The 26,567-nt window shown below is 75.1% G+C and carries 23 protein-coding genes; 19 read left to right on the top strand and 4 right to left on the bottom strand.

What is annotated here, in order from left to right; translation table 11 throughout:
* Positions 1 to 17 precede the first annotated feature (17 nt).
* Both imuA' and VGI02_RS28985 read left to right on the top strand, forming a co-directional pair.
* Positions 18 to 830: a DnaE2-dependent mutagenesis accessory factor ImuA' gene (gene imuA' / locus VGI02_RS28990; RefSeq protein ID WP_331633573.1), complete on the top strand. Its 813-nt coding sequence runs from the start codon at positions 18 to 20 to the stop codon at positions 828 to 830.
* Complete coding sequence (locus VGI02_RS28985; RefSeq protein WP_331633571.1) at positions 827 to 2,617, top strand: DNA polymerase Y family protein; 1,791 nt, start codon at positions 827 to 829, stop codon at positions 2,615 to 2,617. Before imuA' ends, VGI02_RS28985 begins: the two co-directional genes overlap by 4 nt.
* A gap of 174 nt (positions 2,618 to 2,791) precedes the next feature.
* Here VGI02_RS28985 and VGI02_RS28980 read toward each other — a convergent pair whose 3' ends face one another.
* Positions 2,792 to 3,232, bottom strand: a complete 441-nt coding sequence (locus VGI02_RS28980) for a VOC family protein (protein WP_331633569.1) — start codon at positions 3,230 to 3,232, stop codon at positions 2,792 to 2,794.
* A 135-nt stretch (positions 3,233 to 3,367) separates the two neighbouring features.
* Between VGI02_RS28980 and VGI02_RS28975 the strand changes: the two genes are divergently transcribed.
* On the top strand, positions 3,368 to 6,847 hold the full coding sequence (locus VGI02_RS28975) for an error-prone DNA polymerase (protein WP_331633567.1): 3,480 nt from the start codon (positions 3,368 to 3,370) through the stop codon (positions 6,845 to 6,847).
* Positions 6,848 to 6,958: 111 nt separating this feature from the next.
* Here the strand turns inward: VGI02_RS28975 and VGI02_RS28970 are convergent, their stop codons facing one another.
* On the bottom strand, positions 6,959 to 7,624 hold the full coding sequence (locus VGI02_RS28970) for a GPR1/FUN34/YaaH family transporter (protein WP_331633565.1): 666 nt from the start codon (positions 7,622 to 7,624) through the stop codon (positions 6,959 to 6,961).
* 329 nt (positions 7,625 to 7,953) lie between these two features.
* Between VGI02_RS28970 and VGI02_RS28965 the strand changes: the two genes are divergently transcribed.
* From VGI02_RS28965 to VGI02_RS28950, 4 genes are read left to right on the top strand one after another with little or no spacing between them, the layout of a single operon-like run.
* Positions 7,954 to 8,406 (top strand): hypothetical protein, encoded by a 453-nt coding sequence (locus VGI02_RS28965; protein ID WP_331633563.1) that lies wholly within the window; start codon positions 7,954 to 7,956, stop codon positions 8,404 to 8,406.
* 25 nt (positions 8,407 to 8,431) lie between these two features.
* On the top strand, positions 8,432 to 10,303 hold the full coding sequence (locus VGI02_RS28960) for an NAD-binding protein (RefSeq protein ID WP_331633561.1): 1,872 nt from the start codon (positions 8,432 to 8,434) through the stop codon (positions 10,301 to 10,303).
* A 7-nt stretch (positions 10,304 to 10,310) separates the two neighbouring features.
* Complete coding sequence (locus VGI02_RS28955; RefSeq protein WP_331633558.1) at positions 10,311 to 11,171, top strand: bifunctional methylenetetrahydrofolate dehydrogenase/methenyltetrahydrofolate cyclohydrolase; 861 nt, start codon at positions 10,311 to 10,313, stop codon at positions 11,169 to 11,171.
* A gap of 4 nt (positions 11,172 to 11,175) precedes the next feature.
* Positions 11,176 to 11,664 carry a DUF3017 domain-containing protein gene (locus VGI02_RS28950; protein ID WP_331633556.1) on the top strand — a complete coding sequence of 163 codons (489 nt, stop codon included), beginning with the start codon at positions 11,176 to 11,178 and terminating at the stop codon, positions 11,662 to 11,664.
* On the opposite strand, the gene VGI02_RS28945 is transcribed toward VGI02_RS28950, so the two are convergent.
* On the bottom strand, positions 11,636 to 13,003 hold the full coding sequence (locus VGI02_RS28945; RefSeq protein WP_331633554.1) for an ABC1 kinase family protein: 1,368 nt from the start codon (positions 13,001 to 13,003) through the stop codon (positions 11,636 to 11,638). The genes VGI02_RS28950 and VGI02_RS28945 overlap by 29 nt on opposite strands.
* A gap of 267 nt (positions 13,004 to 13,270) precedes the next feature.
* Here VGI02_RS28945 and VGI02_RS28940 point away from each other — a divergent pair, with 267 nt between their 5' ends.
* The 9 genes from VGI02_RS28940 to VGI02_RS28900 all read left to right on the top strand — a co-directional run bounded on the left by VGI02_RS28940 (position 13,271) and on the right by VGI02_RS28900 (position 23,408).
* Positions 13,271 to 14,488 (top strand): NADP-dependent isocitrate dehydrogenase, encoded by a 1,218-nt coding sequence (locus VGI02_RS28940; protein WP_331633552.1) that lies wholly within the window; start codon positions 13,271 to 13,273, stop codon positions 14,486 to 14,488.
* 127 nt (positions 14,489 to 14,615) lie between these two features.
* A complete protein-coding gene (locus tag VGI02_RS28935; protein ID WP_331633550.1) occupies positions 14,616 to 15,929 on the top strand; it encodes an AI-2E family transporter in 1,314 nt (437 codons plus the stop codon).
* 95 nt (positions 15,930 to 16,024) lie between these two features.
* Positions 16,025 to 16,372 (top strand): hydroxyisourate hydrolase, encoded by a 348-nt coding sequence (uraH, locus tag VGI02_RS28930; protein ID WP_331633548.1) that lies wholly within the window; start codon positions 16,025 to 16,027, stop codon positions 16,370 to 16,372.
* A gap of 6 nt (positions 16,373 to 16,378) precedes the next feature.
* Positions 16,379 to 17,290, top strand: a complete 912-nt coding sequence (gene pucL, locus VGI02_RS28925) for a factor-independent urate hydroxylase (RefSeq protein ID WP_331633546.1) — start codon at positions 16,379 to 16,381, stop codon at positions 17,288 to 17,290.
* Between the two features lie 23 nt (positions 17,291 to 17,313).
* Positions 17,314 to 18,690 carry an allantoinase AllB gene (gene allB, locus VGI02_RS28920; RefSeq protein WP_331633544.1) on the top strand — a complete coding sequence of 459 codons (1,377 nt, stop codon included), beginning with the start codon at positions 17,314 to 17,316 and terminating at the stop codon, positions 18,688 to 18,690.
* Positions 18,687 to 20,252 carry an allantoicase gene (gene alc, locus VGI02_RS28915; RefSeq protein ID WP_331633542.1) on the top strand — a complete coding sequence of 522 codons (1,566 nt, stop codon included), beginning with the start codon at positions 18,687 to 18,689 and terminating at the stop codon, positions 20,250 to 20,252. The genes allB and alc overlap by 4 nt, the downstream gene beginning before the upstream one ends.
* Before the next feature lie 35 nt (positions 20,253 to 20,287).
* On the top strand, positions 20,288 to 21,691 hold the full coding sequence (locus VGI02_RS28910) for an 8-oxoguanine deaminase (RefSeq protein WP_331633540.1): 1,404 nt from the start codon (positions 20,288 to 20,290) through the stop codon (positions 21,689 to 21,691).
* On the top strand, positions 21,688 to 22,950 hold the full coding sequence (locus VGI02_RS28905) for a DUF6986 family protein (RefSeq protein WP_331633538.1): 1,263 nt from the start codon (positions 21,688 to 21,690) through the stop codon (positions 22,948 to 22,950). The genes VGI02_RS28910 and VGI02_RS28905 overlap by 4 nt, the downstream gene beginning before the upstream one ends.
* Positions 22,951 to 22,970: 20 nt before the next feature.
* Positions 22,971 to 23,408: a VOC family protein gene (locus VGI02_RS28900; protein ID WP_331633536.1), complete on the top strand. Its 438-nt coding sequence runs from the start codon at positions 22,971 to 22,973 to the stop codon at positions 23,406 to 23,408.
* A 4-nt stretch (positions 23,409 to 23,412) separates the two neighbouring features.
* On the opposite strand, the gene VGI02_RS28895 is transcribed toward VGI02_RS28900, so the two are convergent.
* Positions 23,413 to 24,294, bottom strand: coding sequence for an SDR family oxidoreductase (locus VGI02_RS28895; protein ID WP_331633534.1), 882 nt, complete (start codon positions 24,292 to 24,294; stop codon positions 23,413 to 23,415).
* An 84-nt stretch (positions 24,295 to 24,378) separates the two neighbouring features.
* On the opposite strand from VGI02_RS28895, the gene VGI02_RS28890 reads away from it, so the two are divergent.
* The 3 genes from VGI02_RS28890 to VGI02_RS28880 all read left to right on the top strand — a co-directional run bounded on the left by VGI02_RS28890 (position 24,379) and on the right by VGI02_RS28880 (position 26,566).
* A complete protein-coding gene (locus VGI02_RS28890) occupies positions 24,379 to 24,951 on the top strand; it encodes a TetR/AcrR family transcriptional regulator (RefSeq protein ID WP_331633532.1) in 573 nt (190 codons plus the stop codon).
* Positions 24,952 to 25,064: 113 nt separating this feature from the next.
* Positions 25,065 to 26,084 carry an isopenicillin N synthase family dioxygenase gene (locus VGI02_RS28885; protein ID WP_331633530.1) on the top strand — a complete coding sequence of 340 codons (1,020 nt, stop codon included), beginning with the start codon at positions 25,065 to 25,067 and terminating at the stop codon, positions 26,082 to 26,084.
* Positions 26,081 to 26,566 (top strand): nucleoside deaminase, encoded by a 486-nt coding sequence (locus VGI02_RS28880; RefSeq protein WP_331633528.1) that lies wholly within the window; start codon positions 26,081 to 26,083, stop codon positions 26,564 to 26,566. Before VGI02_RS28885 ends, VGI02_RS28880 begins: the two co-directional genes overlap by 4 nt.
* Position 26,567 lies beyond the last annotated feature (1 nt).

Below are 26,567 nucleotides of genomic sequence, written 5' to 3'. Positions count from 1 at the left end.
TGATCGAGGAGGTCGGCATGACCACGTCCCCGCACGAGGTCCTCTCCCGGCGCGTCTCCGAGCTGGGGCTCGTCCGGGCCTCCGAGCTCCCGGGTCGCTCCGGGCCGGGGAGGGTGGTAGCCGGTGCCGCAGCATCGCACGCCCGCCCGTCGTCGCGGGAGGAGCCGCCGGCGCCGGAGCCCGAACCGGAGCCGGAGCGGGATCCCGAGCGGCGCCTGCTGCCGGTGGCCGGGCCGCTCACCGGCCTGCTGCCGTGGGGCGGGCTGCGACGCGGGTCGACGGTGTCGGTGCACGGGTCGACGGCGCTGCTGCTCACCCTGGTGGCGGAGGCCTCGCGGTCGGGGTCGTGGTGCGCGCTGGTCGGGCTGCCGGGCGTGGGCCTGGCCGCCGCCGACGAGGCGGGGCTGGATCTGGCGCGCACCGCGGTGGTCCCGCGTCCCGGCCCGCGCTCGGCGAGCGTCGTCGCGGCGCTGGTCGACGGGGTGGACGTGGTGGTGCTCGGTGGTGCCTCGGCCTGGCGGGCGGGGGACCGCCAGCGCCTCGCCGCGCGGGTGCGCCAGAAGGGGGCGGTGCTGGTCCCGGTCGGGGCCTGGCCGGGCGCGGACATCGAGCTGCACGCCACCGGGGGCACCTGGTCGGGGCTGCTGGGTGACGGCGCGGGCCGGCTGCGCTCGCGCCGGGTGCACCTGCGCTGCGCCGCGCGCGGGCGGGTGCGGGACCGGCGCGAGGACGTGCTGCTCCCCGGGCCCGAGGGACGTGTGGTGGAGGTCCCGGACACCGCGGGGGTGGTTCCGGCGGCCCCGCTCGACCTGCCGGCGAGGACGGGGTGAACGAGCCCGCGCCCCCGATCCGGGTGGTGGCGCTGTGGTGCCCGGACTGGCCGGTCGTCGCCGCGTGTGCCGAGTCCGGCATCCCCGCCGATCGTCCCGCCGCCGTGCTGGTGGCCCATCGGGTGGTGGCCTGCTCCGCCACCGCCCGGGCGCAGGGCGTCCGGCGGGGTCTGCGACGGCGGGAGGCCCAGGCCCGCTGCCCGGATCTCGCGGTGCTCGGCCGCGACGCCGACCGTGACGCGCGGGCCTTCGAGGTCGTCGCCGCGGCGGTGGAGGAGCTCACCCCGGGCGTCGAGGTGATCCGCCCCGGTCTCGTCGTGCTCGCGGCGCGCGGGCCCGCCCGCTACTTCGGGAGCGAGGAGGCCGTCGCCGAGCGCCTCGTCGACCACGTCGCCGCCCGCTCCCGCGTCGAGTGCCAGGTCGGGGCGGCCGACGGGGTGTTCGCCGCCGCTCTCGCCGCCCGGCACAGCGCGATCGTGCCGCCCGGCGACTCGCCGGCCTTCCTCGCCCCGCGGCCGGTCGCCGAGCTCGAGATGGAGCCCGGGGTCGAGCCGGACACCGCGGGGGCGGACGCCCGGGGGACGACCGCCCGGGCCGAGTTCGTCGGGCTGCTCCGCCGGCTGGGGCTGACCACGCTGGGGGACTTCGCCCGCCTGCCCGCGGCCGACGTCGCCTCCCGGTTCGACGCCGCCGCGGTGCGTGCCCACCGGTTGGCGCGCGGTCTCGACGAACGCCCGCCCTCCCGTCGCCGCGTGCCCGACGAGCTCACCGTCGAGGTGCCGCTCGATCCCCCGGTCGATCGGATCGACGCCGCCGCCTTCGCCTCCCGGGCGCTCGCCGAGCGGCTGCACACCGTCCTGGGCGACGCCGGGCTCGCGTGCACCCGCCTCGGGGTGCAGGCCAGGACGACGGCCGGTGAAGACCTCGCCCGCACCTGGCGCTGCGCCGAGCCGCTCACCCCGGCGGCCACGGCGGACCGCGTCCGGTGGCAGCTCGAGGGGTGGCTGTCGCGGCGGGGTCCGGCCCGGGGGCGGGGGCGGGAGGCGCGTTCGGAGGAGCATGCCGACAGCGGAGCCCGACCCGACGGGGCCGAGGGGCTCGCGCTGCTGCGACTGGTGCCGGAGGAGGTGGTCGACGCCGGACGGCTGCAGCTCGGGCTGTGGGGCGAGACCGGGGCCGCCGACGAGCGCGCCGGGCGTGCCCTGGTGCGCGTGCAGGGGCTGCTCGGCCCCGAGGAGGTGCTCACCGGGGTTCCCGGCGGCGGGCGCGGTCCCGGCGAGCGGATCCGCACCGTGCCCTGGGGGGACGAGCGCACCCCGGGGCTCGATCCGGCGGCGCCCTGGCCCGGGGCCCTGCCCGCCCCCTCACCGTCGACGGTGCCGCCCTCGCCCCTGACGGCCCGGGTCCTCGACGAGGCCGGGAGACCGGTCCGTGCGGCCCCGCGCGGTGGGCTCTCGGCGGCCCCGGCGCAGGTGACGCTCGACGTGGGCCCGGCGGCGCCGGTGCGGGCCTGGGGCGGGCCGTGGCCGGAGGAGGGCCGGTGGTGGGACCCGCGGGCCCCGGCCGGGTGCCTGCGCATCCAGGTCGTGTGCGTCCCCCCGGTCTCCTGGCCCGCGGCGGGGACCACCGGCGCGGACGACGGCCCCCGTGCCGACGGCGGCGATGATCCGGACCCGGCGGCCGACCTGGCGCCCGACCCGGTGGCCTCGTCGGCCGACGCGGTGGGCCTGGCGCTGCTGCTGGTCCTGCGCGACGACCACTGGACGGTCGAGGGGATCTACGACTGAGGCCGGCGCCGCGATGGACGACGAGTGCCGCCGCCGTGCCCTGGCGCGTCCGACCCCAGCATGATCAAGAGCACTGGGCGCAGGTTCCGGGGTGCTCCGAGCTGCCTGGTGTACCCCTCGTCGAGGCGGCGCCGGCTGCATGATCAGGGCGCCGAACGCAGCGCCTCGCTCGCCTCACCCGCCGGGGGCGTGGATGACCTGCCAGAGGTGACCGTCCGGGTCGGCGAAGAGCCCGAGGTATCCGCCCCACGGGGGTGCGGCCGGGCGGGCCACCACCGTGGCGCCCGCCTCCTCGGCCCGGGCGAACACCGCATCGACCTCGGCGTCGTCGCCCGCCGGGAGGCTCAGCAGGCACTCGCTGGTGCCCGGGGCGGCGACCTCGTGGCCACCGGTCACCCACCCGAAGCCTCCCCGGGGGATGAGCATGAGGTGCAGCCCGTCCGCGACGACGACCTGCAACGGCTCGGGCACGCCGTCGTCGGCCGGTGCGCCGACCGCGGTGAGGCCGAGGCCGTCGCGGTAGAAGGCGTGCGCCCGGACCCGGTCGTCGGTGGGGAGGGCGAGGACCACGGGTGCCATGCCGCAGTGGTAGCAGATCAGGATCAGGGAGTCCATCGACGGGATCGCCGGGAGGTCCCCGCTCGGGCGGATCCGACCGACCCGCCCCACGGTGTCGGACCCCGGCGCTACCCTCGTCATCATCGAACACATGTTCGACCACGCGGTGATCGGCGGAGCATCGGAGGGCTGATGGGCTGGGGCAATCCGGCGGTGAGCTGGTCGGAGATGGAGCGGATCCTCGCGGGGAGGCCGGCTCGCCCGTCGTCGGGGACGTCGAGGACGGGGCAGGACGGCGGGGGTGCTCCGGAGGTCGACGGTCCCGGCACGGTCCACCCGGCGGACGTGAGCGCCGTCGGGGTCCGCGAGGCCGGGCGCCGCTCCTCGCGCGACGTGCCGCACCCCGGCGACGGGGGAGACTCGCCCGCCTGGAGCCGCACGCGCGCGCCGTACCGCCCGCCCGTCGACACGGCCGCCACGGTCGCGCCCCCGAGGGTCCCCTTCGCCGAGCTGCACACGCACTCCACCTACAGCTTCCTCGACGGTGCGAGCCAGCCCGAGGAGCTCGTCGAGGAGGCCCACCGGCTGGGGCTGGAAGCCGTCGCGCTCACCGATCACGACGGCATGTACGGGGTGGTCCGCTTCGCCGAGGCCGCGCGCGAGCTCGGCGTCCGCACGGTCTTCGGTGCCGAGCTCTCGCTGGGGCTCTCCGCACCGCAGAACGGGGTGGCCGACCCGGAGGGCGAGCATCTGCTGGTCCTGGCCCGCGATCCCGCCGGCTACCGGGCGATCTCGCACGCGATCACCGAGGCCGCGATGGACCCCGCCGCCGAGAAGGGGCGCCCGATCCACGATCTCGAGCGCACCGCGGCGACGCTGCGCGACCACGTGGTCGTGCTCACCGGCTGCCGCAAGGGTCACGTACGGCGGGCCCTGGACGCGGGCGGGCCGGACGCGGCGGCCCGGGCCATGGACCGGCTGGTGGGCCTGTTCGGGACGGAGTCGGTGGCGGTCGAGCTGACCGACCACGGGCTGCCCGCCGACGTCGAGCGCAACGACGTGCTCGCCGGGCTCGCCGCCCGGGCAGGCCTGGCCACCGTCGCGAGCACGGCCGCGCACTACGCCACACCCGACCGGGCGCGGGTGGCCGCCGCGCTGGGGGCGGTCCGGGCGCGGCGCAGCCTGGACGAGGCCGAGGGCTGGCTCCCTCCGGGCACGGTGCACCTGCGCTCCGGGGCGGAGATGGCGGCCCGGTTCGCGCGGCACCCCGAGGCGGTCACGCACGCGGCGGTGCTCGGGCGGGAGTGTGCGTTCGAGCTCTCCCTGCTGGCCCCGGAGCTGCCGCCGTTCGACGTCCCGGCGGGGGAGACCGAGACGAGCTGGTTGCGCCACCTCACCGATCGGGGGGCCCGCGATCGCTACGGCAGCCGCGCCGACAACCCGCGGGCGTGGGAGGTGATCGACCACGAGATGGCGATCATCGAGGGGCAGGGCTTCCCCGGCTACTTCCTCATCGTCGCCGACATCGTGGACTTCTGCCGCAAGGAGGACATCTACTGCCAGGGCCGGGGGTCGGCCGCGAACTCGGCGGTCTGCTTCGCGCTCGGGATCACCCACGTCGACGCCGTGGAGATGGACCTGCTCTTCGAGCGGTTCCTCTCCCCGGAGCGCGACGGCTACCCCGACATCGACATGGACATCGAGTCCGACCGCCGCGAGGAGGCCATCCAGTACGTCTACGACCGTTACGGCCGGGACCGGGCCGCGCAGGTCGCCAACGTCATCACCTACCGGCCGCGCTCGGCGGTCCGCGACGCCGCCCGGGCGCTCGGCTTCGCGCAGGGGCAGCAGGACGCGTGGAGCAAGCTCATCGACCGGTGGGGGCGGGTGGGCGACGGCGGAGCCGAGCTGGGCGACCAGGTCCCGGGAATGCCGCGGTCGGTCGCCTCGCTGGCGGAGGAGATCGCGAGCTTCCCCCGCCACCTCGGTATCCACTCCGGGGGCATGGTCATCTGCGACCGGCCGGTCGACCAGGTGGTGCCGGTGGAGTGGGCGCGGATGAAGGACCGCAGCGTCATCCAGTGGGACAAGGACGATGCAGCTGCGGTCGGCCTGGTCAAGTTCGACCTGCTCGGGCTGGGCATGCTCTCGGTGCTGCACTACGCGAGCGACTACGTCGCCGCCCACCACGGCAGGCGCATCGAGCTCCATGAGCTGCAGCCCACCGACCCTGAGGTCTTCGCCATGCTGGCGCGGGGCGACTCAGTGGGCGTGTTCCAGGTGGAGTCCCGCGCGCAGATGGCCACGCTGCCGCGCTTGAAGCCCCGGGTGTTCTACGACCTGGTCGTCGAGGTCGCGCTCATCCGGCCCGGGCCGATCCAGGGCGGATCGGTCCATCCCTTCATCCGGCGCCGCAACGGCGAGGAGCGGGTCACCTACGACCATCCGCTCTGCGAGCCCGCCCTGTACAAGACCCTCGGGGTGCCGCTGTTCCAGGAGCAGCTCATGCAGCTGGCCACCGACGTCGCCGGGTTCAGCGCCGCCGAGGCCGACGAGCTGCGCCGGGCGCTGTCGTCGAAGCGGTCCGAGGAGCGGCTGGAGCGGCTGCGGGAGCGGTTCTACGCCGGCATGGCGGCCAACCAGATCACCGGGGAGCTGGCAGACCGGATCTTCGCCAAGACCAAGGCGTTCGCGAACTTCGGCTTCCCGGAGAGCCACTCGATCAGCTTCGCGTCGCTGGTCTACGTCTCGGCGTGGTTCAAGCACTACTTCCCGGCGGCGTTCTGCGCTGCCCTGCTGCGCGCCCAGCCGATGGGCTTCTACTCCCCGCAGAGTCTGGTCGCCGACGCCCGCCGCCACGGCGTGGTGGTCCTCGGCCCCGACGTGCTGCACAGCCGGGCCGAGCCCGGCCTGGAACCGCACCCGGACAGCGAGGGCGGGGTCGCGGTGCGGCTCGGGCTCGCCGGGGTGCGGGGACTCGGGGACGAGGTCGCGGAGCGGGTCGTCCAGGCCCGTGATCGAGCCCCCTTCACCGGGCCCGCCGACCTCGCCCGCCGGGCGGACCTCACCACCGCGCACCTGGAGGCCCTCGCCACCGGGGGTGCGCTCGGCTGCTTCGGGCTCGAGCGGCGGGAGGCGCTGTGGGCGGCGGGCGCGGCCGCGGCGGGCACGGCGGCGGTGCGGGCGGGCGTGCGCCACGACCGGCTCCCGGACACCGCGGTGGGGCTCGACGCCCCCGCGCTGCCGGGGATGTCGGCGGTGGAGCTGACGATCGCCGACGTGTGGGCGACCGGCCTGACCCCGGACGGCCATCCCGTCACGCACCTGCGGGCGGCGCTCGAGGAACGGGGGGCGTTCAGCGTCGCGGGGGTCGCGGGGGTCGGGGAGGGGGAGCGCATCGAGGTCGGCGGGGTGGTGACCCACCGGCAGCGCCCGGCGACCGCGGGCGGGACGACGTTCCTCAACCTCGAGGACGAGACCGGGATGCTCAACGTGGTGTGCTCGGAGGGGCTCTGGGCGCGCCACCGGGTGGTCGCGCGCACGAGTGCGGCGCTGGTGATCCGCGGGCGGGTCGAGCGGGCGCACGACGCCCCGAGCGTGGTCAACCTCGTGGCCGACCGGGTGGAACGGCTCGATCTGCGGGTCCCGTCGCGTTCCCGGGACTTCCAGTGATCATGTTGCCGACCCGACACAGAGCGGCAACGGACACCACGGACAATGACGGCGGTGCCTCCGGCCGGTCCGAACGGCCGGAGGCACCGCCATCGTCGTCGCGTCGCGGGGTCAGCCCCCGATCAGCGCCTTGCCCATCGGCAGCGATCCGCCGCCTGCGGCAGCACTCATCGCGTCGAAGAACAGGTAGACGCCGACGAGCGTGAACGCGAAGACCGCGATCCCGCCGGCGAACAGCAGCCCCGTGGACCCGGCGGCCGTGCCGAGGAGCACGAGCAGCAGCGCGAGCGCCACCAGGACGAACAGCAACGTGAACACCGACGGCAGCCGCAGTGACGCCAGGGCGAGGACCACGATGCCGATCAGCCAGGTGAGCAGGAACGTCTCCTGCGCCGCGGTCGCCGCCGCGGTCTGCGTGGCGTCACCGAACCAGTTGTGCCCCAGCCCGATCACCAGGACCGAGAAGCTCAGCCAGAACCCGGCGAAGATCCCGAAGATCGCCGCCACCGGACCGGCACCGGTCTTGATCGCCCAGATACACCCGATGAGCTGGCCGACACCGGTGCACATGATCAGGATCGGGACCATGCCGATCGCCGCGTTCGTCGATGAACCGGTGAACCCGACGAGGTAGAGGCCGAGGGCGATCGAACCGATCACGAAGGTCGGGACGCCGACCAGCGCGGGATTGGCCGCTGCCGCGGTGGCTTCCGCCGCCGCATCCGCGGCCCGGGTCTCGGCCGCGTGCGCGCCGGGGCTCTCGTCGACTGTGGTCATCGCCACTCCTTATGTGCGTTCTCGACGGGCGGTCGTGTGCACCCAGTCGTCCGTGTGCACTTCATCGACGCTCGCTGACCGTCAGAGTGTGATCTCTCGCACGACGTATAGGGAACCGACTGAGAGTAGGGGTGTGGTTCCCGTCCGTAGGTGAACCGGTTCAGGCATGCTCCCGAGGCATGTGGCGCTCCGCCCCCGTCCGTTTCGTCCCCCGATCCAGTACCCGATCGGGCAGGGCCGTCCGAGTGACCCGCCCCCTCATCGGCCGAGGGCGAGCCCTCCGCCGCCTCGTCAGCGGGGTGCTCGCCGGCGCGGCAGGGACGGCGGCGATGACGACCACCGGCCGGGCCTACCGCGAGGTGCACGCCCGGCGGCGCGGACTGGCCTCCCAGGACATCACGGAGATCCTCGACTACGACGACTCCGATCACGTCGTGGTGGCCGCGTCCGCGGTCCTGCGCCGGGTGTCCGGGTGGGCACCGCGCGGTCCGCGCGGCAGGCGGGCCCTCTTCTGGCTGGTCCACTGGGGCTACGGGTCCGCCGTCGGCGCCGCGCACGCCGAGCTGCGGCACCGCCTCGGGGAGCCCGCCGCCGGACCGGTGTTCTTCGTCGGGTGCGAGACCATGGCCCTGAGCCTGTTCCCGCTCCTCGGCGAGACCCCCGCGCCCTGGCGGTGGGGACCGCGCCTGCTCACCGTCAGCCTCGCCCAGCACGCCGTCTACGCCGGCACCGTCGCCGGCGTCGACGCCCTGCTCGCCCGCCGCGCCCCGCTGACGAGCTGACATGGTCGCCGACGAGCCTGGCGACGTGACCGCCGCACCCCACGCCCCCGTCATCGTCTGTGGACTCGGCGGTCTGGGGCTACGGATCGTCGAACAGCTGCACCACCGCGGCGAGCCCGTCGTCGTCGTGGACGACGCTCGCGGGCACGGTCGCGGTGCGCGCCTGCTGGAGACCTGGGGCGTCCCGCTCGTCGAGGCCGACCCCGCGCTGCCCGGCAGCCTCGACGAGGCCGGGCTCGAGGGCGCCCGGGCGGTCGTCTGCGTCATGGACGGCGCCCAGGGCGAGCTGCGCAACCTGCACGTGGCCCTGCACGTGCGGGAGCGGCGCCCGGACGTCCGGGTCGTCACGTCCCTGGGCAATGCCGCGATCGGGCGCGCGGTCGCCGACGACCCGGGCCCGGGCGCGGTCCTCGACGTCGCCGCGCTGGTGACCCCCGCGCTCGTCGAGGCCTGCCTGCGCAGCCCGGTGCACGCCCTCGACGTGGCCGGGACCCGGTTCGTCGCGGCCGCCACCACCGCCCGCGCTCCCGCGACCCTGCGCGCCCTCTACGGCGACCTGGCCCCGCTCGCCGTCACCGCGTCGGCCGGGGGGACCACCCACCTGTGCCCCAGCCGCGACGAGCGCGTCGCCGACGGCGACCGGGTCACGGTGCTGGGCACCGACGAGGAGCTCTCCGACGCGGGAGTGACGACGACCGTGACGGCGCCGCACCGCCGCGCCAGGACCCGGCGCGGCGGCGGCTACGACCCGGACGCCACCCACGGCCGGGCCGGCGCCGTCCAGCGCGCCGCCGCGGCGACGGTGGCGCTCGGCCGGGAGTCCGATCGGGGGCTGCGCTGGGCCCTCGCCGCGCTGGTGGGGCTGCTCGTCGTCTCCACGGCCGTCATCTCGTTCGGGTACCACTACCCCGACGGGCACGGGCTCGGCCCGGTCGACGCCCTCTACTTCACCGTCGAGTCCGTCGCCACGGTGGGCTTCGGCGACTACAGCTTCGCCGACCAGGCGGTGTGGCTGCGCCTCTGGGCGGTGTTCCTCATGCTCGCCGGGATCGTGACGACCGCGATCCCCATCGCCTACTTCACCGACATGCTCATCAGCCGCCGCCTCGCGAGCACGGCCGGGCAGCGGGCGGCGGCGGGGTCGGTCGGCCACGTGGTGATCATCGGGCTGGGCGCGGTCGGGGTGTCGGTGGCGGAGGCCCTGCACGATCGCGGGCGCGACGTCGTCGTCGTGGAGTCCGACCCGGCGAACCGCCACCTGCCGCGGGCCCGCGCCCTCGGGATCCCCGTCGTGTTCGGCGACGCGACCACGGCGACCCCGCTGCGGGACGCGCGGGTCGGACGGGCCGCCGCGGTCGCCGTCACGACCAGCGACGACATGGCGAACATCGAGACCGGGCTGGCGGTGCGCGACCTGCTCGGCGAGGGGCACGACGACGTCCCGGTCGTGCTGCGGCTGTTCGACCGCGAGCTCGCCCGCACGGTGGCGCGCCGCTTCGGATTCGGGTCGGTGCGCTCGATCGTCGAGCTCGCCGCGCCGCGGTTCGTCGGCGCCGCGCTCGGGCTGGACGTGCTGGGGACGTTCCCGGTGCACGGCCAGGCCTTCCTGCTCGGCCGGCTGCGGGTCGAGGCGGGCAGCGCGCTCGACGGGCTGGCGATGCGCGACCTGTCCCTGCGCACCCGGGTCGTGGCCCTGCGCCGGAGCGAGGTCCAGTACGGCGGTGCCGGCAGCGACCGGGCACCCCTGGAGCACCCCCCGCGCCGCGACACGCGCTTCGCGGCCGGCGACGAGGCGTTCCTCGTGGGGCCGGACGAGGAGCTCCTGGAGGTGCTGGCGCGCTCCCGGGCGGCCCCGACGGCGAGCACCCGGGACAGGACCGGGCCCGGCGCGCGATGATGTGCGCGTGACCGCGACGATCCTGGACGGCAAGGCCACCCTCGCGACCATCATCGCCGAGCTCACGGAGCGGGTCGCGAAGCTCGCGGCGGCGGGCCGCACCCCGGGCCTGGGGACGGTGCTCGTCGGGGAGGACCCGGGCTCGCAGTCCTACGTGCGCGCCAAGCACCGCGACTGCGCCAAGGTCGGCATCACCTCGATCCGGCGCGACCTGCCCGCCGACGCCACCCAGGCCGACGTCGAGCGGGCCGTGGACGAGCTCAACGCCGACCCGGCCTGCACCGGCTACATCGTGCAGCTGCCGCTCCCGAAGGGACTGGACGCGAACGCGGTGCTCGAGCGCGTCGACCCCGACAAGGACGCCGACGGACTGCACCCGACCAACCTGGGCCGGCTGGTGCTCAACGAGCCCGCCCCGCTGCCCTGCACTCCGCGCGGCATCGTCGAGCTGCTGCGCCGCTACGACGTGCCCCTCGACGGCGCGAAGGTCGCGGTGCTCGGGCGCGGCATCACGGTCGGGCGCCCGTTGGGCCTGCTGCTGACCCGGCGGAGCGAGAACGCGACCCCGACCCTGTGCCACACCGGCACGCGCGACGTCGCCGGCGAGATCCGCGCCGCCGACGTCGTCGTCGCCGCCGCGGGGGTCCCCGGGATGGTCACCGCGGACATGGTCAAGCCGGGGGCCGCGGTCCTCGACGTCGGTGTCTCCCGCGGCCCGGACGGCATCCTCGGCGACGTCGCCGACGAGGTCCGCGAGGTCGCGGGCTTCGTGGCCCCGAACCCCGGCGGCGTCGGCCCGATGACCCGGGCGATGCTGCTCACCAACGTGGTCGAGCGCGCGGAGGTCCTGCTCGGGAGCGGGGAGTGATCGTGTGAAGGCCCCGGACGACACCGCGGGCGACCCCGGCCCGGCGACGGCGGCCGACCCCGGCCCGGCGACGGGCCCGGAGCCGGATGCGGCCCCGGGCCCGACCACCGGGTCGCTCCCGACGACCGTGCTGCCGGAGGCGGACGGCGGGCGGCCCGGCGCGGGACGCCACGCCCGGGCGCCCCGGACCGCCGGGTACTACGTGCGGGCCCTCGGGCGCCGCGTGCGGGCCCAGGCGCCGCTCACCGCGGTGCTGGTGGTCGTCGCGATCGCGTTCGTCCGGATCGCGCTGCAGCACTGGCGCGAGGGCACGACGGAGCTGGGGGTCGCGCTGCTGCTCGCCGCGGTCCTGCGGGCCTCCCTGACCGACCGCGTCGCCGGGCTGCTGGCCGTGCGCCCCCGCCGGGTCGACGTCGTGACCTACACGCTCTTCGGCCTCGTCGTCATCCTCGTGTCCCTGACGATCACCGGTGGGCCGCTGGCGAGTCGCTGACCGGGTCGGCGAATCCCGCCACCCAGGTCTCCGCACACCCGCGCGCGGGCACGGTCACGTCGAGGCGGGACAGGACGTTCATCCAGCCGCCGACGACCCGCAGCAGCGACATCCACTGCGCCGGCAGGTCCAGGGACCGGCCGGTGCCCCGGTGCGCGGCGCCGCCGGGGGGCACGACCCGCCTGCCCTGGCGGCGCATCCAGGCCTCGGTGAACCGGAAGGTCTCGTCGCGCAGCGGGTCGGCCATGCCCCCGATCCACGCCGCGACGTCCTCGTCGCCGGTGTCCCCGGTGAGGAAGCCGGCCTCCCGGGCGGCCGCGGTCACCCCGGGGTCGTCGTCGGCGAGCTGCCGCAGCAGCCGCCCGAGCACCGGCGGGACGCCGTCGGGCAGGGGGGCGACCGCGCCGAAGTCGATGAGCCCGACGCGGCCGTCGCGCAGCACGAGGACGTTGCCCGGGTGCGGATCGGCGTGCAGCAGCCCGACCCGGGTCGGGCAGGAGAACAGCAGCTCCACGAGGGCGCCCGCCACCCGGTCGCGCTCGGCCTGGTCGGCGTCGTCGCTCGCCGGGTGGGTGGTCCAGTGCGAGAGCGGGACGCCGTCGAGCCACTCCGAGACGAGCACCTGCGGTGCCGACGCCACGACGGCGGGCACGCGCACCTCCGGGTCGCCCGCCAGCGCGGCCGCGTGGGCGCGCTGGTGGTCGGCCTCGCGGCGGTAGTCGAGCTCCTCGGCGGTCCGGTCCGCGATCTCGGTGATCAGGGCGCGGGCGTCGAGCCCGGGCAGGAGCCGGGCGAGCAGCCAGGCGAAGCGGCGCAGGACGGCGAGGTCGGAGTGCAGGGCCGCGGCGGCGCCCGGGTACTGCACCTTGACCGCGACCTCGCGGCCGTCGGCCCACGTGCCGCGGTGCACCTGGCCGAGGCTCGCGACCCCGCGGGGCTCGTCGTCGAAGTCGGCGAAGCGGTCGTGCCAGCCCCGGCCGAGCTGTTCGGCGAGGACCCGGTGCACGGTCGCGGTCGGCATCGGCTCGGCCGTGGTCTGCAGCCGGGTGAGCGCCTCGCGGTACGGAGCCGCGACCTCCGCGGGGATCATCGTCTCGAACACCGCGAGGGTCTGGCCGAGCTTCATCGCGCCGCCCTTGAGCCCGCCCAGCACCGCGAACACCTCTTCGGCGTTGCGGGTCAGCACCTCGAGGGCCAGCGCGTCGGCGTCCGCGCCGAAGGCCCGGCGCCCCCAGCCGGCGACCGAGCGGCCCGCGGCCCCCAACGGGAGCATCGCCAGCCGTCCGGTCCGTCGCACGGTGCCCCGGGTCGCGCCCGAGTCCGTCCCGTCGTCGCCCATCGGCCCGCCCACCTTCCGTCCGCGCCCGGCGAGTGGTCGCGGTCGTTGCGCAGACTGCCAGATTCACGACACCCGAACGGCGCAGGGCGGGCCGGACGCGTGGGGTGCCCGGGAGCGGTGATCCGGCCGACGCCCACGAACCCGTCGTGCCCGGTGAGGCGTTGATAGCGTGACCGAAGTGGGAGCGCACGGGCCGCAACCGGCCCCGGTGAGCGCCCCCGTGTCCGTGCGGCGCCGTGACCCGGCGCGAGAGGAGAGCCCGCAGACGTGGCGAAGATCAAGGTAGAGGGCACCGTCGTCGAGCTCGACGGCGACGAGATGACCCGGATCATCTGGCAGTTCATCAAGGACAAGCTGATCCACCCGTACCTCGACATCGATCTCGAGTACTACGACCTGGGGATCGAGAAGCGCGACGAGACCGACGACCAGATCACGGTCGACGCCGCGAACGCGATCAAGCGCCACGGTGTCGGTGTCAAGTGCGCGACGATCACCCCGGACGAGGCGCGGGTCGAGGAGTTCGGCCTCAAGCGCATGTACCGCTCGCCCAACGGGACGATCCGCAACATCCTCGGCGGCACGATCTTCCGCGAGCCGATCGTCTGCTCGAACATCCCGCGCTACGTCCCGCACTGGACGAAGCCGATCGTCGTCGGCCGTCACGCCCACGCCGACCAGTACCTGGCCCAGGACTTCAAGGTCCCCGGCCCGGGCACGGTCACGATCACCTACACCCCCGCGGACGGTTCCGAGCCGTGGGAGTTCAAGGTCGCCGAGTTCCCGGAGAACGGCGGCGTCGCGCTGGGCATGTACAACTTCAAGGACTCGATCGTCGACTTCGCCCGCGCCTCGCTGCGCTACGGGCTCGACCGTGGCTTCCCGGTCTACATGTCGACGAAGAACACCATCCTCAAGGCGTACGACGGCATGTTCCGCGACACCTTCGAAGAGATCTTCGAGTCGGAGTTCAAGGCCGACTTCGAGAAGGCGGGCCTGACCTACGAGCACCGCCTCATCGACGACATGGTCGCCGCCGCGATCAAGTGGGAGGGCGGCTACGTCTGGGCCTGCAAGAACTACGACGGCGACGTCGAGTCCGACATCGTCGCGCAGGGCTTCGGGTCGCTCGGGCTCATGACCTCGGTCCTGATGACCCCCGACGGCACCGTCGAGGCGGAGGCCGCCCACGGCACGGTGACCCGGCACTTCCGCCAGCACCAGCAGGGCAAGGCGACCTCGACCAACCCGATCGCGTCGATCTTCGCCTGGACCCGCGGGCTCGCCCAGCGCGGTCGCCTCGACGGCAACGACGCGCTCGTCGACTTCGCGCAGAAGCTCGAGGACGTCTGCGTCAACACCGTCGAGAACGGCCAGATGACGAAGGACCTCGCGCTGCTGGTGTCCAAGGACGCGCCCTACCTGAGCACCGAGGAGTTCCTCGACGCCCTCGACCAGGGCCTCCAGAAGGTCATGGCCGACTGACGACCCGGCCCTCGGCACGACTGACGGACACCCCCGTGGAGATCCCGGGGGTGCCCGTCGCCCGCTTCGGGTACGACTGGACTGCTTCCCAGCGACGGGCCGGGGTGCTCCTCGGAGGGACGAGACCGTGACGCAGCCCAATCCCGCAGCCCCCGGCGGGAGCACGCCGGCCCGGCGCGAGAGCCGGGGCAAGCTCATCGGCGACGGCCTCGCCTGGACCGCGCAGTGGAGCCTGCGCCTGCTCCTCACCGCGCTGGGGATCTCGCTCATCGGCGTGATCATCGGCCAGCTCTGGTCGATCGTGCTGCCGGTGCTGCTCGGACTGATCATCGCGACGGTCCTGGAGCCGCCGGCCACCTGGATGCGCATGCACCGCGTGCCGCCGCTGCTCGCCGCTGCGATCGTCGTGGTGGGCGCGCTCGCGATCGTCGGCGGCGTGATCGCGGTGATCGCCCCGCAGGTCGTCGCGCAGGTCCCGCAGCTCGTCGCGGGCGCCACCGCGGGTCTCAGTGACGTCGAGCGGTGGCTCTCGACGACCTTCGGGCTCGGTCAGTCCCAGATCGGCCAGGTCGTCCAGGGTGCCGTCAACCAGCTGCAGAGCTCGGCGACCTCGATCGCCGGCACCGTGCTCACCGGGCTGACGACGATCGCCAACGGCCTCATCGACGCCGTGCTCGCCCTCGTCCTGGCGTTCCTGTTCGTCAAGGACGGCTACCGGTTCCTGCCCTGGATGCGCCGACAGGTCGGCGCGTCGGCCGGGACCCACTTCGCCGAGGTCGGGGCCCGCGCGTGGGACCGCCTCGGCGGGTTCATCCGCTCGCAGGCGATCGTCGGCTTCATCGACGCCGCCTGCATCGGGGTCGGGCTGGTGGTCATCGGCGTGCCGCTCGCGCTGCCGCTGGCCGTGCTGACCTTCTTCGGCGCGTTCATCCCGATCGTCGGGGCGCTGACCGCCGGCGCGCTCTCGGTGCTCATCGCCCTGGTCTCCAGCGGCTTCACCAAGGCCCTGATCGTGCTGATCCTCATCCTCGCGGTGCAGCAGATCGAGGGGAACCTGCTCCAGCCGCTGGTGCAGGGACGCGGGCTGGGCCTGCACGCCGCGGTGATCATCCTGGCCGTGGCCGGCGGTGGCAGCGTGGCCGGGATCGTCGGGGCCTTCCTCGCGGTGCCCGTGGTCGCGGTCGCCGCCGAGATCGCCCGCTACGTCAACGAGCAGATCGACGCGCGCGCCCGGTCGGACGAGGAGCACCCGTCGACGGTGCCGGGCGGCGCGGAGCCGACGGCGGTGACGGCGCCGCCCCCGAAACCGGTCGACGCGCGCACCAGGTGGTCGTTGCTGCGTCGGGTCCGCGCGGAGGAACCCGAGGATGACGGGGACGGTGCCGACGGTCGGGGCGGTCCCGCCCGGACCGGCGACGGGCGGACTGCGGCGAACGAGTGAACCTCGCCACGCGGCCGAGGTGTTCACCGCAGGGCAACATCGCTGCCCTTCACTCGACCGCGACCTGAGCCGTCGCCGGAAGGAGCACCGGTCCGTTGCCCGAGAGCGAGCCGATCGAGCGGCTGTCGACCCACGTCCTCGACGTGGCGATCGGGAGGCCCGCCGAGGGGATCCCCGTCGTCCTGGTGCGCGACGCCGACCAGGTCGTGCTCGGTCGCGGAACCACGGACGCCGACGGGCGGGTCGCTCGGCTCAACGACGAGCCGCTCGCGCCCGGGGACCTGACGTTGACGTTCGACGTCGACGCCTACATCTCCCGGACGCACGGCACCGTGTTCCACCCGAGGATCACGCTGCACGTCCGGCTCGACGGCACCCGGGCGCACTACCACCTGCCCGTGCTCGCCGGACCGTTCTCCCACACGACCTACCTGGGGAGCTGATCGCGAGTGGGCATCGTCCTGGGCACGAACCAGTACGGGAAGGCCGAGGTGCGGCTGGTCCACGTGGACCGCTCGACGCCGCGGCACGTCATCACCGACGTCAACGTCACGAGCCAGCTGTCCGGCGACTTCACCGAGACGTTCCACACCGGCTCGAACGCCGCCGTGATCGCGACCGACACGCAGAAGAACACCGTCTACGCGCTCGCCCGCACCGGTGGCATCACGACGATCGAGGAGTTCGCGCTGCGGATGGCGCGCCACTTCGTCGACTCCTACGACCAGGTCACCGGCTCCCGCCAGGAGATCGAGCAGTACTCGTGGGGGCGGATCGAGACGTCCGAGCACGGGGCGCACGATCACGCCTTCGTCCGCGCGGGCACCGAGACGCGCACCGTCGTCGTCACCAAGCGCGGGGACGACGAGACGGTGATCTCCGGCCTGACCGACCTCACCGTCCTCAAGAGCACGGGCAGCGAATTCTGGGGCTTCCCCGAGGTCGAGTACACCTCGCTGGTCGAGACCACCGACCGCATCCTCGCCACCGCGGTGTCCGCCCGCTGGCGCTACATCGGCGCCGCCCAGGAGCACGACCAGCGCGACTGGGACCCCTCGTTCGCCTCGGTCCGCCAGATCCTGCTCGACCGCTTCTCGGACACCTACAGCTACTCGCTCCAGCAGACGCTCTACGCCATGGGCCAGGGCGTGCTCGAGACCCACCCGGAGATCGCCGAGATCCGGTTCTCGATGCCGAACAAGCACCATTTCCTGGTCGACCTCTCGCACTGGGGGCTCGAGAACCCGAACGAGGTCTGGTACGCGGCCGACCGTCCCTACGGGCTCATCGAGGCGGCCGTCACCCGGGACGACCTGCCCGCCGACGAGGCCGCCTGGGCCGGGATCGCGGGGTTCTGCTGAGCACCGCCTAGTCTCGCCAGGCGATGGAGCCCGATCAGATCCTCGTCGTCCGCGCCCGCCGCGCAGTGCTGCCCACCGGGACCGCCCCGGCCGTCGTCGTCGTCGCCGACGGCCGGATCGCCGACGTCCTCGCGCAGGACGCTCCGGTCCCGGACGGCGCCGCGGTCGTCGACCTCGCCGACGACGAGGCGCTGCTGCCGGGACTCGTCGACAGCCACGTCCACGTCGACGAGCCCGGCCGCACCGAGTGGGAGGGGTTCGCGACGGCGACGGCCGCGGCCGCCGCGGGCGGGGTCACCACGCTCGTGGACATGCCGCTGAACTCCATCCCGCCGACGGTCGACGTCGACGCGCTGATCACCAAGCGGGATGCGGCGCGCGACCAGGTCGCCGTCGACGTCGCGTTCTGGGGCGGCGCGGTGCCGCTGGCCGGCGGCGTGCCCGACCCCGCGGGCCGCGTCGACCCGGACCGGATGGCCGCGCTCGTCGACGCCGGGGTCTGCGGGTTCAAGTGCTTCCTCACCGACTCCGGGGTGCCCGAGTTCCCGCCGGTCTCGCACGACGACCTCGAGCTGGCCGCCCGCACGTGCGCGGAGCTCGACGTGCCGCTCGTGGTGCACGCCGAGGACGACGGTGTGCTCGGCGAGGCGCCGGCCGCGGGCCCCGACTACCGCTCCTTCCTCGCGTCCCGCCCGCCCGGGGCCGAGACCACCGCCGTGCTCCGGCTCGCGTCGATCGCGGCGCGCACCGGCGCCCGGGTCCACGTGCTGCACGTCTCCGCGTTCGAGGCCGCCGAGGAGATCGGTGCCGCCCGGGCGGCCGGGGTGTCGATCAGCGGCGAGACCTGCCCGCACTACCTGGCCCTCGCCTCGGAGTCGATGACGAGCACCGCAGGCAAGTGCTGCCCGCCGGTGCGCTCGGAGTCCAACCGCGAGCTGCTCTGGGGCGCGCTGGCCGCGGGCCACCTGGCCGCCGTCGTCTCCGACCACTCGCCCTGCCCGCCCGAGCTCAAGGACGGCGGGTTCGGCGAGGCCTGGGGCGGGGTGTCGTCGCTGGAGCTGGCGCTGCGGGTGGTGTGGTCCGGGGCGCACGCCCGGGGACACACCCTCGACGACGTCGTCGCCTGGATGTCGGCCGGCCCCGCGGCCCTCGCGGGCCTGGACCGGGGGCCGTCCGCGAAGGGCGCGATCGCGGCGGGCCGGGACGCCGACCTCGTGGTCTTCGCCCCCGACGAGGTCGCCGAGGTGGACCCCGCCGTCCTGCACCACCGCCATCCGGTGACCCCGTACGCGGGGCTGGCGCTGCAGGGCACGGTGCGGCGGGTGTGGCTGCGCGGCGAGTCCTCGCCGGGCGCGGGGAGCGGGCGCCTGCTCGCCCCGGAGCGGAAGGGGAGCGCGTGACCGCTGGGGCGAGCGAAGCGACGGGAATGGCTGCTGGGGCGAGCGAAGCGACGGGAAGTGCCGCTGGGGCGAGCGGAGCCGGGGCGGGGGCGTTCGTCGACCTCGCGGTGCGGGCCGCGGGCGGCGGGGTGGTGGCCGCGAGCGACGAGACCTTCGCCGAGAAGGAGAACCTGGTCTCGACGGCCGCTGCGACCCATGCGGCCCACACCTTCGGGCACAAGGGCCAGATCTACGACGGCTGGGAGACCCGGCGGCGTCGGGCGGTCCCGGGCGGTCCGGGGCCGATGGACCCGGAGGGCGACGACTGGGCGGTGATCCGCCTCGGCCTGCCCGGGATCGTGCACCGCGTCGTCGTCGACACCGCGTTCTTCGATGGCAACCACCCGGTCTCCGCCGAGATCGACGTCCGCTGGATCGAGGGCCACCCCTCGCCCGACGAGGTCGTCGACGGGCCGTGGGAGCCGTTGTGCGGCACCGACCTGCAGGGGGACACCGCGCACACCGTGGAGGTCGAGCACCCGCGTGCGGCGACCCACGTCCGGCTGCGCATCCATCCCGACGGCGGCGTCGCCCGGCTGCGGGTGCTCGGCGAGGTGCTGCCCGACGTCCGGCGCTGGCGCGGGATCGGCGTCGACCTCGCGTCGCTGGCCGCGGGCGGGCGGGTGGTGGACGCGTCGAACCGGCACTACTCACCGCCGGAGAACCTGCTGCTTCCGGGCAGCGCCGCCCATATGGGCGAGGGCTGGGAGACCCGTCGTCGCCGCGAGGGCGGGTTCGACTGGGTCGACGTGGCCCTCGGCGTCGCCGGCCGGGTGCACCAGGTGGTCGTGGACACCACGCACTTCGTCGGCAACGCCCCCGGCACGGTCCGGCTGGTCGCACTCGGCGGACCAGGTGCCGACCGCGAGGTCGAGCTGCTCCCCGAGACCGCGGTGCAGCCCGACACCGAGCACTGGTTCGGGGTCCCCGACGGGCTCGACGACGACCTCGTCGTCGACCGGGTCCGCGTCGAGGTCCGTCCCGACGGCGGGTTCGCGCGGCTGCGGCTGGTCGGCCGCCCGACGGTGGAGGCCGCCGCCGCAGCGGGGATGCGGCGCTTCGGGGCGATGCCCGCCGCGGTCGCCGAGCAGGTGCTGCTGGGCTGCGCGAGTGCGCCCGACTGGGCGGCGGCCGTCGTCGCCGGGCGCCCGTACGCCGACCTCGAGGCGCTGGTGCGCGCCGCGAGCGCGGGCATCCTCGCGCTCGACGAGAAGGACCTCGCCGCCGCGCTGGCCGGGCACGCCCCCATCGGCACACCCCACGACGCGACCGGGGCGCGCGAGCAGGCAGGTGTCTCGAGTCTCGGCGAGGCGGCCACCCGGGAGCTGGCCGACGGCAACCGCGCCTACGAGGAGCGCTTCGGCCACGTCTACCTGGTGCGCGCCGCGGGGCGGTCGGGCGAGGAGATGCTGGCTCTGCTCCGCGAGCGGTTGGGGCACGACCCGGAGACGGAGGCGGACGTCGCGCGCGCCCAGCTCGCGGAGATCACGGCGCTGCGGATCGAGGCGCTGTGGACGCCGTGACCCCGGGTGTCAGCGATGCCCTATCGGCGTGCTCAATGCGCAGCGCTGGGTCACTGGACGTCAGCAACTCCGCATCCTCGCCGGCCGACCTGCTCGTCCGCGGCGCGACCTTGGTGGCCACCTGCGACGACGACGGCAGAGAGGTCGCCGGCGGCTGGGTGGCGGTACGGAACGGCGTCGTCGTCGAGGTGGGCACCGGACCGGAGCCCGAGGCGACCGAGGTGCTCGACGCGACCGGCTGCCTCGTCACCCCCGGGCTCGTCAACGCCCACCACCACCTCTATCAGAACCTCACGCGCTGCCTGGTCACCGACGGGACGCTGTTCGAGTGGCTGACCGGCCTCTACCCGGTGTGGGCCGGGATCGACGAGGAGGCGGCCTATCTCTCGGCGTGGGCCGGGCTCGCGGAGCTGGCGCTCTCGGGCACGACGACCTCGACCGACCACCTCTACGTCGCGCCCCGCGGCGCGGGCGACCTGTGGGCCGCGGAGATCCGGGCGGCGCGCGAGGTGGGGATGCGCTTCCACCCCACCCGGGGATCGATGACGCGCTCGGTGAAGGACGGCGGGCTGCCGCCGGACTCGGTGGTCCAGGACGACGACGAGGTCCTCGCCGACTCCGAGCGGCTCGTCGCCGCGTTCCACGACCCGTCACCGGGCGCGATGGTCCGCGTCGCGCTGGCACCGTGCTCGCCGTTCAGCGTCTCGCCGTCGCTGATGGCGCGGACCGCCGAGCTGGCCGAGCGCCTCGACGTCCGCCTGCACACCCACCTCGCCGAGGACGCCGACGAGGACACCTACTGCCTGGAGACGTTCGGGCGCCGCCCGGTGGACCAGTTCGACGAGGTCGGATGGCTCACCGACCGGTCGTGGGTGGCGCACTGCATCTTCCCCTCGGCGCCCGAGATCGCCCGGCTCGGCGCGGCGGGCGTCGGGGTGGCGCACTGCCCGTCGTCGAACTCGGTCCTCGGCAACGAACGGATCTGCCCGGTCACCGACCTCCGGGCGGCCGGGGCGCCGGTGGGGCTCGGCTGCGACGGGTCGTCGTCGAACGACATCGCCTCGCTCTGGGTCGAGTCGCGGCACGCGATGATGCTCGGCCGCGTCCGGGGCGGACCCACCGGCATGTCCGCGCGGCAGGTGCTGACGATGGCCACCCGCGACGGCGCCCGCTGCCTCGGCCGGGACGGCGAGATCGGGCAGCTCACCCCTGGCGCGGCGGCCGACATCGCCGTCTGGCCGCAGACCGGGCCCGCGTTCGCCGGCGCGCTGGCCGACCCCGTCGCGGCGTGGCTGCGGTGCGGCCCGACGGTCGCCCGGCACACCGTGGTCGCGGGCCGGCCGGTGGTGCGCGACGGCGTGGTGGTGGCTCCCGGACTCGACGACGTGCTCGCGCGGCACCAGGTGGCGGCCGCGCGGTTGCAGGGGCTCGCGCGGTGAGTGACCCCGATGTCAGAAAAGTCCCGTTGCCGACACTGGACGTCCGAAAATCGGCTCTCACGCCCGGGCTCAGCGCCGGCCTCCTGGACGCCCTCGACGCCCGGCTGGCCGTCACCGACGCCGCCCTCGACGCCGACGAGGCCGGCCGCGCCCGCCTGGCCGCGCGCGACCCCGAGCCGGTGCACGTCTGCTACGTCCCGGCCGACCGCGTCACCCCGACGACCGCCACCGACTGGGGCAACGAGGCCACCGCCGCGTGGGAGCGGTTCGCCGACGACCCCGACCTGCCCGGCGTCCTCGGCCTCACCCCGGCGGCCCTGCGCGAGGCCCTGCCGCGCGTCGCCACCGTCCTGGCCGACCGACCCGTCGCGGACCTGCGCGCCGACCTCGAGGACGGCTACGGCCACCGGAGCGACGCCGAGGAGGACGCGGCGGCGACGGCGGCGGGCACCGCCGTCGCCGCGATGCTGGACGGGCCGCGGGCGCCAGGCCGCGCCGGTCCGCGGGTGAAGAGCGTGGAACGCGCGACCCGCCGTCGGGGGCTGCGCTCGTGGGCGCTGTTCGTCGACGCGTTCCTCGCCGCCGACGGCGACCCCGCGCACCTGCGCGTGACCCTGCCGAAGGTGTCCGCCCCCGAGCAGGTCGCGGCGTTCGTCGAGGCGTGCGCCGCCGTCGAGGCCCGCCACGGGATCGGGCCCGTCCCCGTCGAGCTGCAGATCGAGACGGCGCGCGGCGCACAACGGGTCACCGAACTGATCGCCGCCGCCGGAGCGCGATGCGCAGGACTGCACTACGGCACCTACGACTACTCCGCCGCGCTCGGGATCGCCCCCGACCAGCAGCGCGCCGACCACCCGGCCGCCGAGCACGCCAAGCACCTGATGCAGGTCGCCGGCGCCGCGGCCGGTGTCCCGGTGTGTGACGGGTCCTCGGCGGTCCTCCCGGTCGGCGAGCGCGACGCCGTTCTCGCCGCGTGGTGCATCCAGGCCCGCATCGTCCGGCGCGCCCTCGAGCTCGGCATCGGCCAGGGCTGGGACATGCACCCCGCGATGATCCCGGCCCGGCTCGCCGTCGTGATCGCCTTCCACCGTTCCGGCCTGGAGCCCGTGGTGCACCGCCTCGCGGCCTACCGCGCCGGCACGTCGGACGGGGTGCTCGACGAGCCCGCCACCGAGCGCGCCCTCGTCGGGTTCCTGCGCCGCGGACTCGCGTGCGGAGCCATCGACGACGGCGAGATCGGGGTGCTGCCGGAGCTCTGACGACGGGCAGGATGTCCGGTATGGCACGCGAGGTACAGATCACGTTCGACGGTGCGGCACCGGGCCTGCTGGCCGGGTTCTGGGCGGAGGTCCTCGGCTACCGGGTGCAGCCCCCGCCCCCGGGGTTCGACACGTGGCCGGAGGCGCTGACGGCGTGGGGCATCCCGCCCGAGCGTCACGACGACGCCTCCGCCGCGATCGACCCCGTTGGCCAGGGCCCACGGCTGTTCTTCCAGCGCCTCCCGGAGGGCAAGGCGGCCAAGAACCGGGTCCACCTCGACGTGCGGGCCGCCCCCGGCCTGACGGGCGACGAGCGGATGGCGACCCTGGAGGCGGAGTGCGATCGCCTCGTGGCCCTCGGCGCCACCCGCCTGCTGCGCGTCGACCCGGACCCGCCGCTCGTCGGCGGCAACATCGTCATGGCCGATCCCGAGGGCAACGAGTTCTGCCTCGACTGACGTCTCAGGGCCGGAGGTTCTCCAGGTCCTCGAGGAGGCCGGGGTGCGTCGGTGCCCAGCCGAGGGCCTCGCGGGTATGGGTGCTCGAGGCCGGTTGGTCCATCGCGAAGATCGGGCCGAACGGACCGAAGTCCTCCTCGGGCCGGGGCTCGACGGGCAGGCCCAGCCGGCGGCCGATGACCGCCGCGATGTCCCGCACCGCGTCACCCTCGTCGGCCACGGCGTGCCAGGACGTCCCGGCCGGGGCCGACTCGAGGGCCAGCCGGAACAGGACCGCGGCGTCGAGCGCGTGTACGGCGGGCCAGCGCTGCGTCCCGTCGCCGGGGTACGCCGACACCCCGATGCGCCGCGCCTGGTCGGTCAGCAGGCCCGCGAACCCGCCCAGCCCGTCGCGGTGGACGGTGCGCGGCATGCGGACGGCGGTGGCGCGCACTCCGCGCGGGGCCAGCGCGAGCAGCGCGTTCACCGCGCGGCCCCGGCCCCCGACCGGGCCGTCGGTCGGCAGCGGGTCGGCCTCGGTCGAGGGACGCCCCGGCATCCACGGCGTCCCCGAGACCGCGGCGATCGGGCGGTCGGTCCCCACGAGCTCCTCGCCCAGGGCGTCGAGGGCGGCGCCGTCCTCGGCGACCGACCGCGCGAGCGCGTCGGCACTCGAGTAGTCGGCGCCGAACGCCAGGTGGACCACGCCGTCGGCCTGCGCGGCGCCGGCCCGCAGGACGTCGAGGTCCGCCACCCCACCGGGCCACGCCTGCGCGCCTGCCTTCTCGACGGCCCGCGCGGACTCCTCCGATCGCGCCAGCGCGAGCACGGTGTGGCCGTGGTCGAGCAGTTCGGCCACGACGGCGGAGCCGATGGTGCCGGTGCCGCCGGTGACGAAGACGTGCATGGGAGCTCCTCGTGGGGGTGACGAGACCTTGTCTCATCACCGTAGCACCGTGACGAGACCACGTCCCATCACTAGGGTGGCCGCGTGGCGCGCTGGGAGCCGAACCCGAGGTTGCGGCTGGTGCGCGCCGCGATCGACCTGTTCGCCGAGCAGGGCTACGACGAGACGACCGTCGCCCAGATCGCCGCGCGGGCCGGCCTCTCCAAGGCGACCTTCTTCCGGCACTTCCCCGACAAGCGCGAGGTGCTCTCCGCCGGGCAGGAGGCGCACAGCACGCTGCTCGCCGAGGGCGCCGCGGGAGCGCCGGCCGGTGCGAGCCCGCTCGAGGCCGTCGCCGCCGCGCTCGACACGGTGACCACCTCCTTCACCCCGGAGCAGCGTGAGTTCGGACCCCGGCTGCGCGCGGTCGTGGCGGCCCACGACGAGCTGCGCGAGCGCGACGCGTTCAAGCGGGTCGGCCTCGCCGCGGCGCTGGCCGACGCGCTGCGCGACCGCGGGATCCCCGAGACCACCGCGCGGCTCGCCGCCGCGCTCGGCGTCGAGGCCTTCCACCTCGCCTTCGCGCGCTGGACCGACGAGCCCGACGGGGCGAGCTACCGCGTACTGGCGCGCCAGGCCCTCGAGGAGCTGCGGGCGGCGGCCACCGCGCTGCACTGACCTCACGGGTGGCCCGGCGGCGCGAGCCCCTGACGCCCGGCCCGCCACGACCTACAGTGGGGCGCCGGCACCGTGGCCGCCCTGCTCCACCCGCCGCCACGGAGGTCCGCGCGATGTTCACCGTCCCGACCGTCGACCTCGCGCCCTACGTCGACCCCCACGGCGCCCCGGAGGCCCGCCGACGCACCGCGGCGGCCCTCGACGACGCCTGCCGCACGGTCGGGTTCGTCCAGGTCGTCGGCCACGGGGTCCCGGACGCGGTCGCCGCCGGTCTCGCCGGAGCCCTCGACGACGTCTTCGCCCTCCCGATGGCCGAGAAGAAGTCCCTCGTGGTGAGTGACGGCACCAACCGCGGCTACAGCCCGCCGCGCAGCGAGTCGGTCAGCCGCAGCCTCGGCGTCGAGCAGGCCACGCGCATGAACGACTTCTTCGAGGCCTTCAACGTCGGCACCGCCGCGGACGGCCCGGCGACCGGCGGCGACGGCAACGTCTGGCCCGACGTCGAGGGCTTCCGCGAGCGCGTCGGGCAGTGGTTCGCCGAGGCGCAGCGCGTCGCGCGCACCCTGACGACGGCGTTCGCCGACGCCCTCGGCGTCGACCAGGACACCTTCGCCCGCCTCGCCCACGATCCCGTCGAGGTCCTGCGCATGAACCACTACGCGCTCGAGGAACAGGACCTCCCCGAGGGCGCCGACCTCACCGGCATGGGCGAGCACACCGACTACGGGATCGTCACCGTCCTCTGGGCGGATCGGATCGCGGGCCTGCAGGTCCTGGGTCCCGACGACGGGTGCTGGCACGACGTCCTGCCCGACGACGGCGCGCTGCTGGTCAACCTCGGCGACCTCACCGCACGCCTGACCGGCGACCGGTGGCGCTCGACGCTGCACCGGGTGAAGCCGCCGATCGAAGCGGGCCGCGTCAGGCGACGCCGTTCCGCCGCGTTCTTCCACGACGGCGACCCGGACGCCGTCGTCGGGACCCTCCCGCTCGACGGGGCGCGGCCCTACCCCCCGATCACCGTCCGCGAGCACCTCGCGGCGAAGCTCGCCGGGAGCCGCGGCGGCACGCTCAACGAAGCCGCCGACCGCGAGGCGGCGCGGGTGCACGCCGCGGCGGGGGACCCCCGATGAGCCCGCCGACGGACGAGACGTGGCTGGCCGAGGCGGTCGAGCTCGCCCGCCGGAACGTCGCCGACGGCGGCGGCCCGTTCGGTGCGGTGATCGTCGCCGACGGGCTCGTGATCGCGCGCGGGCAGAACCGTGTCACCCGGGACATGGACCCGACCGCGCACGCCGAGGTCACCGCCATCCGCATCGCCTGCCGGGAGCGGGGCGACTTCTCCCTCGCGGGCGCCTCGCTCTACGCCAGCTGCGAGCCCTGCCCGCTGTGTGTCTCGGCGTCGTTGTGGGCGCGTCTCGATCGTGTGGTGTTCGCCGCCGACCGCCACGACGCCGCCCGCGGCGGGTTCGATGACCGGGAGTTCTACGAGCTCTTCGCCCGCGATCCCGGGACGTGGCCGATGCAGGTGGAGGCCCTCGGCGGAGCCCTCGAGCTGGATCCCCGAGCGCCGTTCGACGACTGGCTCGCCAAGGCCGACCGGATCCACTACTGAC

This window comes from Actinomycetospora sp., assembly GCF_036497245.1.
Lineage (GTDB): Bacteria > Actinomycetota > Actinomycetes > Mycobacteriales > Pseudonocardiaceae > Actinomycetospora.
This window is presented reverse-complemented; position numbering and strand designations above follow the sequence as displayed.